This is a genomic window from Mycobacterium sp. SVM_VP21, assembly GCA_024758765.1.
In the GTDB taxonomy this organism is placed as follows: domain Bacteria; phylum Actinomycetota; class Actinomycetes; order Mycobacteriales; family Mycobacteriaceae; genus Mycobacterium; species Mycobacterium heraklionense_C.
Genome location: CP101406.1, coordinates 3,684,740 through 3,700,840, shown reverse-complemented (window position 1 = coordinate 3,700,840; position 16,101 = coordinate 3,684,740). Strand labels below are relative to the sequence as shown.

Below are 16,101 nucleotides of genomic sequence, written 5' to 3'. Positions count from 1 at the left end.
GGTAACCTAGCCCGGTTGCCGACGCAGGCGACCCTCCTGCCGTGGATACCTCCACGGCCGCACTACGACCATAGGAGGTGATGAGGTTCCCATGCGTCCATACGAAATCATGGTCATCCTTGACCCCACTCTCGACGAGCGCACCGTTGCCCCGTCCCTGGAGACGTTCCTGAACGTCATCCGCAAAGACGGCGGTTCGGTGGACAAGGTCGACATCTGGGGCAAGCGCCGCCTGGCTTACGAGATCGCCAAGCATGCCGAGGGCATCTACGCGGTCATCGACGTCAAGGCCGAGCCGGCCACCGTGTCCGAGCTCGACCGTCAGCTCAGCCTGAACGAGTCGGTGCTCCGCACCAAGGTGATGCGCACCGACAAGTCGTAGCCCGCTGTCGCAGCCGTTGCGTAGGCTCATGCTGCGAATGCAGCATCCAGCGCTGACACCGATCCTAGGAGGGCCCCGTGGCTGTAGGTGACACCACGATCACCGTCGTCGGAAACCTGACCGCGGACCCCGATCTGCGGTTTACCCCTTCGGGGGCGGCGGTCGCCAACTTCACGGTGGCCTCCACTCCGCGGGTCTTTGACCGGCAGAGCGGTGAATGGAAGGACGGCGACGCGCTGTTCCTGCGGTGCAACATCTGGCGCGAGGCCGCCGAGAATGTGGCCGAGAGCCTCACCCGCGGATCGCGGGTGATTGTCACCGGACGGCTGCGGCAGCGGTCCTTCGAGACCCGCGAGGGCGAGAAGCGCACCGTCTACGAGGTGGAGGTCGACGAGGTCGGCCCCTCGTTGCGGTATGCCACCGCCAAGATCAACAAGGTCAGCCGCGGCGGCGGCGGAGGCGGCTTCGGCGGGGGCGGCGGCATGCCGGCCTCGGCCGGTCCGTCCGGCCCGCCCGCGGAGGACCCGTGGGGCAGTGCTCCGGCGTCCGGCTCCTTCGGTGGCGCCGACGACGAGCCGCCCTTTTAGACAAACGAACCACAGCACGAAAGAGATAGGTAGATGGCCAAATCCAACAAGCGGCGTCCGGCTCCTGAGAAGCCGATCAAGACTCGCAAGTGCGCATTCTGCTCGAACAAGAAGCAGGTGATCGACTACAAGGACACCTCGCTGCTGCGCACCTACATCAGTGAGCGGGGCAAGATCCGCGCCCGTCGTGTGACCGGTAACTGCGTTCAGCACCAGCGCGACGTCGCGCTCGCGGTGAAGAACGCTCGCGAGGTCGCGTTGCTGCCCTTCACCTCGTCGGCGCGCTAGCCGACCCCTCAAGTCAGAGAAAGTTCGAAACGATGAAGCTCATTTTGACCGCTGAGGTGGACCACCTCGGAGCGGCCGGAGACACCGTCGAGGTCAAGGACGGATACGGCCGCAACTTCCTGCTCCCGCGGGGGCTGGCCATCGTCGCCACGCGCGGCGCGCAGAAGCAGGCCGACGACATCCGTCGTGCCCGCGAGACCAAGCAGGTGCGCGACCTGGACCACGCCAAGGAGCTCAAGGAAGCTCTGCAGGCGCTGGGCACCGTCACCTTGCCGGTGAAGACCTCGGGCGACTCGGGCAAGCTGTTCGGCTCGGTGACCGCCGCTGACGTGGTGGCCGCCATCAAGAAGGCCGGCGGGCCGAACCTCGACCGGCGGATCGTCCGGCTGCCCAAGGCCCACATCAAGGCCGTTGGCAGCCACCCGGTGTCGGTGCACCTGCACCCCGAGGTGAACGTCGACGTCACCCTCGACGTCGCCGCGGCAAACTAAGCACGTACCTCAGCAGCCCCGGCAGAGCCATGATTGGTGCCGCCGGGGCTTTGCTGTGTTCAGATGGCAGTCAGCCCGGGTTAGTGCTGGCTAACTTTTAGGTCCGTATGTAAGGGCGGGGTCGTTTACCTTGACGTGGAATCGCGTCTACCTGTCCGCAAAGCAACACGCCCAAGACGGCAACCTATGACGACACGCCGAAGAGATTGTCCTCCACAATCAAAACACCCCTAGTTACTGCCCTCACCTGCAGGGATAACGCTGCTGAGTAGCGTAATCCACAAGTCTTCCCCACCGTCCCAAACAAATGGGGGACGGGTGTGCACACTTAATCCACACCTTTGTGAACAAGCTCGTTTTGTAGGGCCGCCAGCAACGCCTACCGTCAACGCGGCACGGCACAACGGGGGCGGCCAGAGATGTCACAGCCACCGGATATGTTCGGCCCATTAACGCCGAATAGACATTCGATCGTGCCAGTGGAAGAGGAGGGGCGCATGGCAGTAGTCGACGACCGTGGTCACTCTGAGCTCGAGGAGCCGCCACGCGAGGACGTCGGCCGCCAACCGCCCCAGGACATGGCTGCAGAGCAGTCGGTGCTCGGGGGCATGCTGCTGAGCAAGGACGCCATCGCCGACGTGCTGGAGCGGCTGCGGCCCGCTGATTTCTACCGCCCGGTGCACCAGAACATCTACGACGCGATCCTGGACCTCTACGGGCGCGGAGAGCCGGCCGACGCCGTGACCGTGGCCGCCGAGCTCGACCGCCGCGGCCTGCTGCGCCGGGTGGGCGGCGCCCCGTACCTGCACACGCTGATCTCAACGGTGCCCACCGCGGCCAACGCCGGCTACTACGCCACGATCGTCGCGGAGAAGGCGCTGCTGCGCCGGCTGGTGGAGGCCGGCACCCGGGTGGTGCAGTACGGCTACGCCGGTGCCGAGGGCGCCGATGTCGCCGAGATCGTCGACCGCGCCCAGGCCGAGATCTACGAGGTGGCCGAGCGGCGCAGCTCCGAGGACTTCGTTCCGCTCGAAGACCTGCTGCAGCCCACCATGGACGAGATCGACGCGATCGCCTCGCACGGCGGTATCGCGCGCGGTGTGCCGACCGGCTTCACCGATCTGGATGAAGTGACCAACGGGCTGCACCCGGGACAGATGATCATCATTGCGGCGCGTCCGGGTATGGGGAAGGCGCTGGCGCTGAAAACCCCGTTGCCGACCCCGACCGGCTGGACCACGATGGGCGACGTCGCCATCGGTGATGAGTTGCTGGACGCCGACGGGCGGCCCACTCGCGTCCTGGCCGCAACGGACATCCTGTTGGGCCGACCCTGCTACGAGGTGGCGTTCTCCGACGGCACCGTGATTATTGCCGACGCCGAGCACCTGTGGCCGACGAACGCGGGTGTGCGTACCACCGCGCAGTTGCGCTGCGGGCTGGACCGGATCGCCCCGGCCGGTTCGGTGGCGCAGGCCGGTGGCGGGGGTACCGCGTTGCTGGCGCCGGCGCTGAGCCTCGTGTCGGTGCGGCGGGTGCCCAGCGTCGCGGTGCGCTGCGTGCAGGTCGACAACCCGGCGCGGCTCTACCTGGCCGGCCGCGGCATGGTGCCTACTCACAACTCCACGCTTGCCTTGGACTTCATGCGGTCGTGCTCGATCAAGAACCGGATGGCCAGCGTCATCTTTTCGCTGGAAATGAGCAAGTCCGAGATCGTCATGCGACTGCTCTCCGCTGAAGCCAAGATCAAACTCGGCGACATGCGCTCGGGACGGATGACAGACGACGACTGGACCCGGCTGGCGCGGCGGATGAGTGAGATCAGCGAGGCGCCGCTCTACATCGATGATTCGCCGAACCTGACCATGATGGAGATCCGCGCCAAAGCCCGCCGACTCAAGCAGAAGGCCGACCTGCGACTGGTGGCGGTCGACTACATGCAGCTGATGACCTCCGGCAAGAAGGTCGAGTCGCGCCAGCAGGAGGTGTCGGAATTCTCCCGAAACCTCAAGCTACTGGCCAAGGAGCTCGAGGTGCCGGTGATCGCGCTGAGCCAGCTCAACCGTGGCCCCGAGCAGCGCACCGACAAGAAGCCGATGTTGGCAGACCTCCGCGAATCCGGCTGCCTGACCGCCTCGACGCGAATCCTGCGGGCCGACAACGGCTCCGAGGTCACCCTGGGTGAGCTCATGCGTACCGGGGAACGCCCGCTGGTGTGGTCGCTGGATGAACAGCTGCGGATGGTGGCCCGGCCGATGACCAACGTGTTCCCCAGCGGGCACCGCGAGGTCTTCAAGCTGCGGATGGCCTCCGGGCGCGAGGTGGAGGCCACCGCCAATCACCCGTTCCTCACCCTGGATGGCTGGGTGGCGTTGGGCGACCTGACCGTCGGGGACCGGCTGGCGGTTCCGCGGCGGGTGCCCGAGCCAGTCGACACCCAGCGAATGGAGGACTGTGAAGTCATCCTGCTGGCGCACATGATCGGCGACGGCTCATGCGTGAAGAACCAGCCAATCCGGTACGCGTCGATCGACGAGGCGAACCTGACCGCGGTGACGGTCGCGGCCATGCACTTCGGGGTGACGGCGGTCCGCGATGAGTACCCGGCCGCCCGGGTGACCACGCTGCGCCTGCCGGCGCCGTACCGGCTGACACACGGCAAGCGCAATCCGATCGCGGCGTGGCTGGACAAGCTGGGGCTGTTCGGCAAGTGCAGCTACGAAAAGTTCGTGCCGCAGGCGATATTCTCCGCCCCGAACGACCAAATTGCCTTGTTCTTGAACCACCTCTGGGCCACCGATGGTTCAGTACGTTGGGATGAGAAGCTGCGTCAGGGAAGGATATACTACGCGTCCACGAGCCGTCGATTGGTCGACGACGTAGCTCAACTGCTCGTGCGGCTGGGTATCTTTTGCCGCATCTATAAGGCTCAGAAGAGTGGGTACAGGGATTCGTGGCACGTCCACATCTTCGGTGCGGAGAACCAGAAGCGCTTCCTTCAAAACGTAGGGGTTAACGGTCTGAAATTCTTTGCGGGCCAAGAGGTACTCGCCAACCTGCGTCAGATTGACGGTCGCGCCAACTCCGACACCATCCCGCGAGAGGTCTGGAATAGGGTGCGAGACTCCTTGGCCCGCAGGGGGATTTCACGGCGTGAGCTTGCCGCGGCACTAGGGAGCAAGTACCATGGTGCGGCCCTCTGGAAGTATCCACCGAGCAGGATGACTCTGCATCGTGCAGCAGCATTGCTTGAAGACCACGATCTGCACGACCTTGCGACAGACGATGTCTTCTGGGACAAGATCGTTGAAATCACCAGCATCGGTGAGCGCGATGTTTTCGACGGAACCGTTCCCGGCACGCATAACTTTGTGGCACAGGGGATTTCAGCCCATAACTCGCTGGAACAAGATGCGGACATGGTCATCCTGCTGCACCGGCCCGATGCCTTCGAACGGGACGACCCGCGCGGCGGCGAGGCGGACCTGATCCTGGCCAAGCACCGTAACGGGCCGACGAAGACGGTGACGGTAGCGCACCAGCTGCACCTGTCGCGGTTTACGAACATGGCGCACTGAGGGGCGACTTTTTGTAGGGTCTCACGCTGCGTGTCATATTCTCAGCGGCGGTGTCATCTCCTGTAGGGTCTCACGCTCCGTGTCATATTCTCAGCGGCGGTGTCATGTCCTTGTCATGTGTCTCACCAACGTGTCATGCAGATATGCGCATATGCCGTGAGTGGATGCCGACCCACCGTACTTCTCGGAAAAAGGGGTTTACCTCGGGTCAGGTACGCACCAGCCACCCTTCGCCGTGGTAGTCCCTCCATCGCCAAGAATTACGGGTGGTTGCATTGCGGTCGGCCCCGCCCTAACATTTAGTCGCATGACCAAGGATCGGGGGCGTTCTCGTCGAGACCGCCGGACGCCGCCGGAGATACGGTCTGCGGAAATAGGCCGGAGACGCACTCGATGAAAGCCGGGATGGTTCGTCATCCCAGGGTGACGCGCGGGGTCAGCCAGATTCGGACGAGTCGGTAATCCGTTGGCCAGGAATATGTCCCAGCCCGCCGGCGACTTTGATGCGGTAGTGGTCGGCTCCGGGTTCGGCGGTGCGGTGATGTCGGCACGGTTGGCCGAAGCCGGGATGACGGTACTTGTCCTGGAACGCGGACCGTGGTGGGGCGCGGGCGGCGATTCTCGGGATGCGGAAGTCACCCGACCATTTCCGCGTGGCCTGTCGAAGATGCCCGGATTTCTCCGAGGTTTGACCAGGGCCAACGATCGCGGGCAGCGGGTTTTGTGGTCGCGTCCGACCGGGTTGTTCGACGTGCATCTGTGGCCCGGAGTCACGGTCGTGGTCGGCAGCGGTGTCGGCGGCGGTTCCCTGGTCTACGCGGGATATCAGGCGCGGCCGGCGGCCGGATTCTTCGACCAGTACTTTCCCGATGAGATCTCCGATGCCGAGATGGCGTCTTACTTCGAGATGGTTGAAGCGATCCAGCGTCCGCAATCGTTGCCGTATCCGGTTGCCTCGCGGGAGGTCTTCGCCCGCGGGCTCGCCCGCGCAGGCCTGGGGTCGGCTGAAGCACCCGTAATGGGCATCCAGTTCGGCGACCCCGCTGCTCCACAGTGGCGCAACAACGCGGTCGGCAACCCGCAACAAACGTGCCGGGCCTGTGGTGCCTGCGTCATCGGATGTGAACACACCGCCAAGACCACGCTGGATCAGACCTATCTTGCGTTGGCGCGGCGGCACGGCGCCGATATCCGGGCGCTGTGCGAGGTGACCGCGATCGGCGGGACCGACCACCGCTACGACGTGGCATGGCGCGACCACCACCGCGGAACCGATCATGTGATCGTCACACCGCGTCTGGTGTTGGCCGCCGGAACGGTCGGAACGCTGCGCCTGTTGTTCGCCGCCCGCGACAAACACCGCAGCATGCCCGCTCTGCCGCCCGCGCTGGGCAAGAACTTCTCCGGTAACGGGGACTATCTGGCGATGCTGAGCCGAGCGCTTCCGGCCACCCATGAGGGGCGGCACGCCATGTTTCAGAACGTGCACCGCCTGGCCGACGGCGGATTCGTCGGCGAGGCCGCACCACCGGTTGCCCAGCTCCCGCTACCGGGACCGGTACGCCGCTGGCTGTCTGAAACCGTGTTTCTGTTCGCGACGGGCCGCGAGCCCGGGATTCGGTTGCATGCCGCCGACGGTGTCCCGTTCGCCCCGGCGTATAAGGCCAGCAACACCGATTTCTATGCGCAGACCGACGCCCGGGTCAAACGCATCGCCGAGGCCTACCAGCCGTCGTGGTTCCGTGGGAACTGGCCCGGCGGACAACGAAGCCGACGATTGGTCACCGTCCACCCGGTTGGGGGCGCGGCGATCGGGGCTTCACCCGACGACGGAGTGATCGACCACTGCGGGGAGGTCTTCGGTCACCCGGGGCTCTTCATCGCAGACGGCTCTATCTACCCGGCCGCCCCCGGGGTGCCTCCGTCGCTGGGGATTGCGGCGATGGCCGAACGGCAGGCCGCGCTGATGATAGGGGTCGGCTCGTGACACCGCCGAAGAGCCGCACCGGGTAAACAGAAACTCTGAAGGGAGAGCTGGACATGCTGTTCACCAAGAAGCCGGCACGCGCCGGCGGAAAACCGATTGGGAAAACCTATACGCTGCGCCAACTGGCCGCAGCTCTCGTGCGGTTCATCCCGCTCGCCCCGCGCGCGGGGCTGGTATGGGGACTGCACCGGATGGATCCGAGCCTGCGGGAGCAGGTCATGCTGACCGTTGCCCGGGCAAACGGCTGCCGGTACTGCAGCTACATCCACCAGGAATGGGCCATCCGCACCGGTGCGTCCGACGACGAAATCGCGCAACTGGAAGGCACCGATCCCGCGGACTTCGATCGTGGCAGGTGGAGCGCGCTTGTCTACGCGAGATCACTGGCCGAAAACGACTTCGGGACGCTGCCGGCTGAGATCGTCGCCGACACGGCCCGCCACCATGACGCCGGTGAGCGCCGCAACATCGAGGCCGTCGCGCTGGTGATGACCATCGTTAACCGATCTGCAAACACCATGGATGCCTTGCTGTGCCGCCTGCGCGGTGAACCGGCTTCGCAATCACTGGCCGCCGAACTGATCATCACGGCTGGGCTGTTGACCTTGGGTCCCCTCCTGGTGCCGGCGCTGAGTCTCATTCTGCGCAAGTCGCCGTTGCGGCTGCTTCGCGAGTTCCGCGTCTTCACCGCCGGTCAGGCGCCCGACGACGCGCAGGCCGCCTGATGGCCCGCCTCGGGCACGACGCCGCACCGGGGGATGACGTCAGTGTGTCGCTGCGCACGATGGCCGACTGCGAACAGCTGTTCGACCAGTTGGCCGCACCGCCCGAAAACACACTCAAGGGCGTGTTTCGCGGCCGTCTGGCAGCCGTTACCGCTCTTGACTCACTGCCGGGCCGACTGCGACGGGCGATCGCCTACATCACTCCGCATCTGAGGTTTCCGTGGTACGGCAAGGCCTTTGACGGCGACAACGGCGCCAACGTCTGGTTGACCTCGACTGGACGCTTCCAGCGTTTCGGCTACCGCGTGCAGTACGGGGAGCAGGCCGCGCGGCTGTCGTATCAACGCCCGGACAACCCGCGATTCCTGCGCGGGCTGGAAGCAGAGATCCGCAGCATGGCGCCCGACCGCTATCTGTGCCATGCCGCGTTGCGCGGCACGGTGGTGCTGTACTTCACTCTCGAACAGTAGAAAACTCGCTCCTACCCCATCCACCGCCGGCCATCCCACCATAAAACCCAAGCCGAAGGACACCGGCCATCACATCACGACACCGCGCAAGCGACACGCGCACGAAGATCCTCAACAGCGCCGCACGGCGTTTCCGTTCGCAGGGCTACCTGGCCACCACGGTCCGCCAGGTCGCCGACGACGCCGGAATGCTGCTGGGCAGCCTGCAGTACCGCTACGCCAAGAAAGAGGGGCTGCTGATCGCGGTCATGGAAAGTGCGGTCGAGCGCACCACCGATGCGATCCGCCAAGCGATCGCCGGCAAGCACAGCGTCGATGACCGACTGCGCGCAGCGATGACGGCATACCTTGAGACGCTGTGGAGCGGAAACGATGCCCTCTACGTTCTGCTCTATGACTGGCGGTCCCTCAAAGGCGGCGACCGGGAACGGGCCGCGCTGCTCCACGACCGACTCTTCTCGCTCTTTGACGGCCTGTTCTACGAGGCCGCCGGCGCCGGCTTCATCGCCGCCGACATCGACATCCCCACCCTGCGAGATCTGTGGCTGGGGGCGCTGAACTGGACGGCCGACCATCCGCCGAACAAAACCGCCGAACAGATCAGCGACCTGCTCTGGACGATCCTGACAGAAGGCGCCGCCCAGCGCCGGGTTGAACAAGATCAATGACCGAAACCGATGATCGCCGTGCCGCCCGATCGCGTCTTTGACGTCTTCAACAAACGCACCTACACCGTCGCTCAGTTGCGAGCAGATCTGCGGCGGGTCAAATGGAAGATCGGAGCCGATGTCTGGTTGCGCCGCGCAGTGGACCGCCAAACCCGAGAAGCCATCATGCTGGCGGTATCCCACGCCCACGACTGCCGCTACTGCACCTTCATCCACCGCGAATGGGCGCTACGCACCGGCCTTCCGCTCTCGACGATCTCCGGAATCGAAGCACCGGCCGACCCGCAGGAAAAACAGACCCTCGGCTCACCGCATGACCCGCAATGGCTGGCCACCACCTACGCCGAAGCGTTGGCACGCGCCGACTTCGGCCCGGTCTCGCCGTTGCTTCAAACCGCGGTGACGGTTGCATTCGACAGCGCCCACCGCCGCCGCATCGAGACGATCGCCAGGATCATCACGATCTTGAACCGCAGCACCAACACCTTCGATGCCCTGCTGGCGCGACTCTCGCACCAGCCCATCGACAACAGCAGGCTGCGCGATGAACTGGCAGTCTCCCTGTTCGCCTGGACGGTCACCTTTCCCATGTTCGTCACCACCGCACTGATTCGCCGCGAATCTCTCCGCCACGTCCTGCGCAGGTTTCGGCGTTCCTAGACAAGACAATTGCGCTCTTGCGCCGCTCGCTGTCCAGGACCAACCGCCGTACACTACGCCCCCGACGCATCTACAGCGAGCTTCGTCGGCGAGCTTGGGCTCGTCGCCTGAAGAAGTGACACAACCTTGAGACAAACCCAGATGACGCCGCGTGAGACAACCTTCATCGCCGCAGTCCACAAGGTCTCAAAATGACACGCGGCCTGAGACCCTACATCTCCTTGTCATATGTCTCACGAACGTGTCATGCGTGAGGACGCATGCTTCGGAGTGATTGCTGGGATGCCGTTGACGGCGCGGCGTCGAGGGTTGCTACCGGCTCGTCGCCGTGTTCTGGGAGCTGACCGCCGTTTATGTCGGCCGCTCTAGTTTTGTGGTGATGAGCTGTGCGATGAATCGACCGGTGCGCGGACCGTTAGCGGTCAAGCGGCGGTGCATCCAGCATCTGCACTGAGGTTCCATCGCAGTGGTAGCGAACGGTAGTCACCACCCCATCGCTACAGGCGCTACAGCTTCGCCTGATGTATACCGCAGCACACTGGTAGTGCCGGCCGGAGCTATGGGAGCGACATTGAAGACACGGTGTCGCGCTGGGCTGCAATTTCTCACCCCCGCAACCGGTCTCAGGTCGAACGCCCCACTCGCGGTCGACATCGGTAACCCCTGACGTCAAGGAACGATGTCGTTGCACAGCGGGTGGAAACCTTCGGCGTTGGACGGTGGAGCGATGTAGGCTCCGCCGCTGTTAATGCTGTACATGGCCTCCTTGCCGAGGAAGAAGGCGCTGGTTTCACTCAGCCCGTAGCGATTGATAAGCATGCGCTTGAGGTCTGTGGTGTAGTCGGCTCCGGCGAGGGTTGCCCTGCAGGCGAACGCGGCCTGCTCGGGCGTCCATTGACCACACTTGTCCGGTCGCTGCGACGAACATCCAGGCCCGTTGGGATTGGACGCAGGAGTTGTTACCGCCACCGACGGTGTCGTCAGCGCACTCGTCGGAAGAGACGACTCCGGCGCGGCAGGGGTAGGGGCAGGGGGCGGTGCGGCTACCGTCGCGGTCAGGGTGGGCGCGGTCAGTGCAGTGCTCGACGAGACGACAGCGTTTTTCGATGGCGAGTGCTGCCATGGCCGCCACAGCACCCCGATAACGCCGATCAGGACGATGGTTGCAGCGAATCCGGCCAGACCAACCCAGAAGTGCCGAGAACGCACGGCGGGTGGTGACTTGGGCAGGCTCGCACCGATCGTGGCCGAGAACCTGCGTGGGTGCCCTGCCGCTTTAGTCGTTGCGTTTGCAGACGCACCTGGCTGTCCAGGCGATGCAGCGGTCAAGGCCTGTGCGAACGCCGAACTGGATATAAAACGTTCAGCCGGGTTCTTGGCCAGTGCAAACTGGAGCACGCCATCTAGGTATGCGCAGTCCGGGCGACAGTCACCCAAATTGGGCGGTGGCGTGTTGAGGTGTCTGCTGATGACGACGGCGGGGTTGGAGCGCGGAAACAGTTGTGCGCCGGTCAGCAGGTTGTATGTTGTTGCTGCCAGCGCATATTCGTCAGCTCGCCCGTCCATCGCTTCGCCCATGAGTTGCTCGGGCGCTGCGTAGGCAACTGTCCCAACCGTCATGTTGGTTGTGGTGAGGCCGTTCGTGTCGTCGAGGGGACGGGCGATGCCGAAGTCGGTGAGGAAGATGCTCGGGTCGTCGGTGCCGAGGTCAGCGACCATGATGTTGGCGGGTTTGACGTCGCGGTGCAGCAGGCCCTTTTTGTGGGCGTAGTCCAAGGCGTTAGCCACCGCGTTCACGATGGGCACGACAAGTTCGACGGGCATACCAGCCGGGTACCACTTCTCCACTAGCTGGCCGAGATCGGTGCCGTCGATGTAGTCCATCGAGATCCAGAGCTGTCCATCGTGCTCGCCTCGATCGTGTACGCCGACTATGTGAGGGTGGCGTAGTCCAGCCGCGAGGTCTGCTTCACGGATGAACCGATCCCGGAAGGAGGGGTCGATCGATATGTCGGGTCGAAGCACCTTCAGCGCCTCCTGCCGAGGCAAGCGGGGGTGCTGAACCAAGTAGACCTCGCCCATCCCTCCGGAGCCGAGCAGCCGCAGGACCCGGTACCCGGCGAAGCTCTCCCCGATGCGCAGCGGCATGGGCGGCATCATAGATGGCGTCCGCGCCGGAAGGCTGGAAAAATATGGCAAAATACGAACATGGCGCTATCCTCTGGCCAACTCAGCAGGCTTGTCGATCGCTGTGAACCGTTTCTCGGCTCGCAGGCTCCATCGGGATACTGCGACAGCCTGGTGCTCGGCGTAATCGATTGGGGCAGTGCAGTCCACTGGACTTAAGTACTCCAGTGTCGTCAACGTCGTGAACCGGTACCGGGCGTATCGCCGCACACAGGGCGGAGACCCTGGATCTGACGGCGCACATGAACCGATCGGCATCTTTGATGAGTTAGACGGAGCTCGCATTTCGTCGGCATCGTGCCATCCTTCCGTCAAAAGAAGGCGTGCACGAAACCCGGGGAGCTTCAGTTCGCTGGCTTTCTGGTCTGCCGTGTCCTGGGTTCTGATGCTGGGCAGGGTCTCGATTCCGCGGTTGCGCAGCCAGTAGCTGGCGTCTTTGAGGGTTAGGACGTCGGCGTGGTGGATGATGCGGGCGATTATCGCCGCGGCGTCGATAGACCGGCCGGGCCATTCAGCGAGACGGATTCAATACTCATCAATGTCAGACCACCTCGCTATTCTCTCGCTGGGAGGGACGTTGGACGAAATTGCGCCGCCGGTTACCCGGGCGAAGGTTGAGGCGCTGACCGCGAAATGGGCTGCTGACCCGTCAACCACTGTTGAGGTCGTGCACCAAGGGTTCAATGACGACGAACACGGCGGTGGTTTCGCCTTCCAGTGCGATCGCGGGCTGCTCATCTGTGGCTTCGACGGCAGCAGTCGGTGGTCGCACTATCCCGGCGACGACGAGAGCAGACGTGACGAGGTCGTGGAGTACTGGAAACAGAGCCGGCATCGGAATCCGGCCGCGCGTGAGTTCCGTGACGATGAACCTGGCTATCGAGCCTGGCTCAAGGACCATCCGAATGGCTACGTGATCAACATTTTGCGCAGTCACAACCCGACCGGTGCGCGTCTGCACCGTGCCGATTGTCGGACGCTTACTGACCAGCTCTCGCGAGGCGCCGCGTTGGTCGGTCCATACGTCAAGGTTTGCTCGGATCATCTGGACGCACTCGACGAGTGGGCTGCCGATCAGGTGCGAGTGTCGATCCAGCGCTGCGGTTCCTGCCACCCAGAACCCAACGTCGTGCACTTACTCCCAACCAAGCCGACGCTGCCGGTGAAGCCTCCGGCGCGCGATGGTCGTTGGGATATCCACGGGCCGACCACGAACAGTCCTGCGGTCGAAGCCTGGGCCGATGACTACATCCGCTACAAGCGCCAGCCGGCTTGGCAAGAGCGACTGCGGGATGAAATCCGCAGCCGCTGCCGACGGCTGTCGCCGGCAGATCGAGAGGTGCTGCACGCCACGTTCTTCGGCGACAAACATCCCAAAGCCGACATCGAAAACCTCGTGCTCTACAACATCGACTCGTTCAGCGTTGCAGGCCGCAACGGGATCCGCCTGGAATACGGAGGCCTCGATGCGCCTCCGGCACCCGATGGGGCTGAGTATCGATTCGGCTACCGCTACACGCTCGCGCGATCCGACAACTTCATCTACTGGAACCGGGTGCGCACGCTCGCGTCGTTCGACTGGACCGAGCTGGAAGGTACGACGCTGGCACCCATTTGGCTGGCGCTGGCCCGCCGTCGCGTCCGCCGTGAAGCCGACACCGCCGAGCAGGTGCTCGCCCCTGGAGTGCCATTCGCACTCAGAGTCCGACTGCGTGCGCCGTATGGGCATGGGACGTATATGAAGGCCGAATTGATGAAAGCAGTTTTCGATGGGGTGATCTGCGCATTCCAGGCGCACACCGGCACGAAGGACCTCGCTGACGTCGTGGCTTGGCTTGCGGAGTTCCTCCAGGGCGCTCCCGAAGAGATTGAGTGGTTGTTGCGCGATCAAGGAGAGGCCGTGATCGGCCCGGTACCACGACTCGTCTACCCCCGGATGGGTGGCGTCCAGTGGAACCCCTCGGACGACCGGTGCTTTGCTGGCGAGTTGTTTCCCGTCGAACCGGAACCGGCCGATACCTGCTGGGCGATCAAAGGTGAGATCTTCGAGATCTCGGCTGGCACAGCAGATACTCAATGAGCACGAGGTAGCGGCCGCGGACACTGCGTTGGCGCTTCCGCGGAACCGCTTCGAGGACGTCCACCAGTGATCGGGCACTGCTCGACAGGGATGGCCGCCGCCGCGCGAAGCGATACACGGGGCTACGCCGCCTCCGGACTGAAGCGAATCAGCGACTGGCACGCGGGTCGCGCCGGTTGCTTAGGGGCACGAAGGACAACGTCAAGTCCCAGGGTGTCAAGCCCCAACGGTGGATCGCATCCAGCATCACCCACGGCCCCTGACTGACGGTTTCACTGCCGGCTAGCATCTTCAGCGTCGTTCGCGACTCACCAGGCACGTTATGGGGAGACCAGATCGAGGAACCAACCGGCTGTGGTGCCGTTTGGATGCTATTGATCAGGACTCGATCTTGCTCTAACTCCACGAACAGGCAGTACGGTCCGGACTGCCTGCCCCAGCCACCACGCTCAACGACCAAAGCTTCGTCGGCGACTCGGACGTGTTCTATGGCCTGTTGGAGCAACCGTATAAAGTCATCGACCACCGGCTCCGATGGCTCACTGGTCGGCTCAAGATTGATCATGTATCCGGGAATATGCGCGTTGCCATCAGCGGCTCGCGCGGTGGGGAATCGCTGCCTCAGCATCAGTACCTGGCGATCCGCCACCAACATCCCCGCTTCCTGGAAGGCCCCTTCCGCCTTCGAGGTTCGACCAAGAACACCCACCCCTTGACTAGCCAGGACAAAGTCGGCGCTGGGAACTGACCAAGGGCAAGTCGATCCCGACTCCGTCCATGTCCGAATCAGACCACCAACACACCGGCTAAGCATCGCCGTCGATGCGACATCGCCGACAGCAACCGACTCGGCGCCTCTGGTGTGTCGTCGTCTCTCATTGGACCCTCCCCTGTCTCTCAAGAAATGGTCCTGGAAGTGGGGTTCGGCACAACACAGCTATGGGATCGGTCTGGCCCGCGGCCGAACGTACGATAGCTGATTGGCTATCGTGGTGTTATGGCGCGAACGGGGCCGACGGGAGTCGGGTACGCGGAGCGGCTGGCGGGAAATCTGTTGAAAGTAGCCCGGAGCCGGGCCGGCGTATCGCAGCGGCAGCTCGCCGAATTGGCTGATATGCCACAGTCGACGATCGCCCGCATCGAATCGGGCACGCGGCAACCGTCACTTCCCGTCCTGTTGCGTATCCTGGCGGCGGTCGACCTCGAAGTCCGAATCAAGTTGGCCCCCTACGATGATCACGATGACGTACTTGATGCCACTGACGCGCGCCTGACGCCGAACCAGTTGACCCGCCGGCGCGCCGATCAAGACGCGTTTGCTGCTGCCCTGCGGCACGGCGCAAATGGATGATCTGCCCACTCGGCTTGTCGCGATAGCCCCCACTTCACCGGGCATCGACCTGTCATGCGAAAAGCCGCATGCGTACAAGGCTTTCGAGCGGCAGCAAAAGCATTCCCCACTGACATCAGCTACAACTACTGCACCACCAACGAAACGGTGTGACGAACGTCACTGTGTGTGATCTGCGGCGTCTCAGGACTGAGTTTTCTGGGAAGGCATCCGTGCTGTCCAGGGATTTTTCCTCCAATCACGCAATAGCGTAGCCGCGCAACTGTTTACGAATTGTGTAGCGCTGCTTGAATGTGTCTGCCGGAGCGATTTTCTGCCCGAGACATTTTGTCCGCCAGGGTGTTTGATACTGGCATAACAATGGCGTTCCAACGGTGGTCCACCGGACGTGGACGACGTAATCAGCGGAAGGCAAGGTCGGCGATGCGCCCGAGACTTCGACCACGAGACATAGTTCGGGTGGAGCTTCGACTTCCCCAAAGAGCTGCCGAGGTCCTCTACTGGTGCGCTCAAGATTGGAATGTCTCGCTATCCACGGCTGGCGCCAAGCTCATCGAACTCGGTTACGAACACGCTTTCAGAAGTGAAGCAGTATCTGAAATCACCGCTGCGCCAACCGATCACAGGCAGTCAGCGGTCAAGAAGCC

General features: G+C 63.6%; 13 protein-coding genes and 1 pseudogene. 12 read left to right on the top strand and 2 right to left on the bottom strand.

All coding sequences use genetic code 11. The features are described from left to right. The first annotated feature begins 91 nt into the window (after positions 1 to 91). From rpsF to NM962_17240, 10 genes are all read left to right on the top strand, one after another. Complete coding sequence (rpsF, locus tag NM962_17285) at positions 92 to 382, top strand: 30S ribosomal protein S6 (GenBank protein UVO11677.1); 291 nt, start codon at positions 92 to 94, stop codon at positions 380 to 382. A gap of 77 nt (positions 383 to 459) precedes the next feature. Further along, complete coding sequence (locus NM962_17280; protein ID UVO11676.1) at positions 460 to 969, top strand: single-stranded DNA-binding protein; 510 nt, start codon at positions 460 to 462, stop codon at positions 967 to 969. Between the two features lie 33 nt (positions 970 to 1,002). Further along, positions 1,003 to 1,257: a 30S ribosomal protein S18 gene (gene rpsR, locus NM962_17275; protein ID UVO11675.1), complete on the top strand. Its 255-nt coding sequence runs from the start codon at positions 1,003 to 1,005 to the stop codon at positions 1,255 to 1,257. 32 nt (positions 1,258 to 1,289) lie between these two features. After that, a complete protein-coding gene (rplI, locus tag NM962_17270) occupies positions 1,290 to 1,748 on the top strand; it encodes a 50S ribosomal protein L9 (protein UVO11674.1) in 459 nt (152 codons plus the stop codon). A 497-nt stretch (positions 1,749 to 2,245) separates the two neighbouring features. Beyond that, complete coding sequence (locus NM962_17265; protein UVO11673.1) at positions 2,246 to 5,326, top strand: replicative DNA helicase; 3,081 nt, start codon at positions 2,246 to 2,248, stop codon at positions 5,324 to 5,326. A 478-nt stretch (positions 5,327 to 5,804) separates the two neighbouring features. Beyond that, positions 5,805 to 7,313, top strand: a complete 1,509-nt coding sequence (locus NM962_17260) for a GMC oxidoreductase (GenBank protein ID UVO11672.1) — start codon at positions 5,805 to 5,807, stop codon at positions 7,311 to 7,313. A 53-nt stretch (positions 7,314 to 7,366) separates the two neighbouring features. Continuing rightward, entirely contained in the window at positions 7,367 to 8,038 is a 672-nt protein-coding gene (locus tag NM962_17255; protein ID UVO11671.1) for a carboxymuconolactone decarboxylase family protein, read from the top strand. Beyond that, entirely contained in the window at positions 8,038 to 8,508 is a 471-nt protein-coding gene (locus tag NM962_17250) for a hypothetical protein (protein UVO11670.1), read from the top strand. The genes NM962_17255 and NM962_17250 overlap by 1 nt, the downstream gene beginning before the upstream one ends. 188 nt (positions 8,509 to 8,696) lie before the next feature. Next, positions 8,697 to 9,176 carry a hypothetical protein gene (locus tag NM962_17245; GenBank protein UVO11669.1) on the top strand — a complete coding sequence of 160 codons (480 nt, stop codon included), beginning with the start codon at positions 8,697 to 8,699 and terminating at the stop codon, positions 9,174 to 9,176. A gap of 9 nt (positions 9,177 to 9,185) precedes the next feature. After that, positions 9,186 to 9,836 carry a carboxymuconolactone decarboxylase family protein gene (locus NM962_17240; GenBank protein UVO11668.1) on the top strand — a complete coding sequence of 217 codons (651 nt, stop codon included), beginning with the start codon at positions 9,186 to 9,188 and terminating at the stop codon, positions 9,834 to 9,836. 1,326 nt (positions 9,837 to 11,162) lie between these two features. Here the strand turns inward: NM962_17240 and NM962_17235 are convergent. Next, positions 11,163 to 11,984: pseudogene (locus NM962_17235) on the bottom strand (serine/threonine protein kinase). Between the two features lie 616 nt (positions 11,985 to 12,600). On the opposite strand from NM962_17235, the gene NM962_17230 reads away from it, so the two are divergent. Then, a complete protein-coding gene (locus NM962_17230) occupies positions 12,601 to 14,103 on the top strand; it encodes a hypothetical protein (protein UVO11667.1) in 1,503 nt (500 codons plus the stop codon). Between the two features lie 148 nt (positions 14,104 to 14,251). Here the strand turns inward: NM962_17230 and NM962_17225 are convergent, their stop codons facing one another. Beyond that, a complete protein-coding gene (locus NM962_17225) occupies positions 14,252 to 14,758 on the bottom strand; it encodes a hypothetical protein (protein UVO11666.1) in 507 nt (168 codons plus the stop codon). A gap of 342 nt (positions 14,759 to 15,100) precedes the next feature. Here NM962_17225 and NM962_17220 point away from each other — a divergent pair, with 342 nt between their 5' ends. After that, complete coding sequence (locus NM962_17220) at positions 15,101 to 15,454, top strand: helix-turn-helix domain-containing protein (protein ID UVO11665.1); 354 nt, start codon at positions 15,101 to 15,103, stop codon at positions 15,452 to 15,454. Positions 15,455 to 16,101: the final 647 nt, after the last annotated feature.

Coding starts and splice junctions, on each gene's coding strand:
- rpsR (UVO11675.1), top strand. CDS start 1,003: ATGGCCAAATCCAACAAGCGGCGTCCGGCTCCTGAGAAGCCGATCAAG.
- NM962_17255 (UVO11671.1), top strand. CDS start 7,367: ATGCTGTTCACCAAGAAGCCGGCACGCGCCGGCGGAAAACCGATTGGG.
- NM962_17250 (UVO11670.1), top strand. CDS start 8,038: ATGGCCCGCCTCGGGCACGACGCCGCACCGGGGGATGACGTCAGTGTG.
- rpsF (UVO11677.1), top strand. CDS start 92: ATGCGTCCATACGAAATCATGGTCATCCTTGACCCCACTCTCGACGAG.
- NM962_17225 (UVO11666.1), bottom strand. CDS start 14,758: ATGTTGGTGGCGGATCGCCAGGTACTGATGCTGAGGCAGCGATTCCCC.
- rplI (UVO11674.1), top strand. CDS start 1,290: ATGAAGCTCATTTTGACCGCTGAGGTGGACCACCTCGGAGCGGCCGGA.
- NM962_17265 (UVO11673.1), top strand. CDS start 2,246: ATGGCAGTAGTCGACGACCGTGGTCACTCTGAGCTCGAGGAGCCGCCA.
- NM962_17240 (UVO11668.1), top strand. CDS start 9,186: ATGATCGCCGTGCCGCCCGATCGCGTCTTTGACGTCTTCAACAAACGC.
- NM962_17245 (UVO11669.1), top strand. CDS start 8,697: ATGCTGCTGGGCAGCCTGCAGTACCGCTACGCCAAGAAAGAGGGGCTG.
- NM962_17260 (UVO11672.1), top strand. CDS start 5,805: ATGTCCCAGCCCGCCGGCGACTTTGATGCGGTAGTGGTCGGCTCCGGG.
- NM962_17220 (UVO11665.1), top strand. CDS start 15,101: ATGGCGCGAACGGGGCCGACGGGAGTCGGGTACGCGGAGCGGCTGGCG.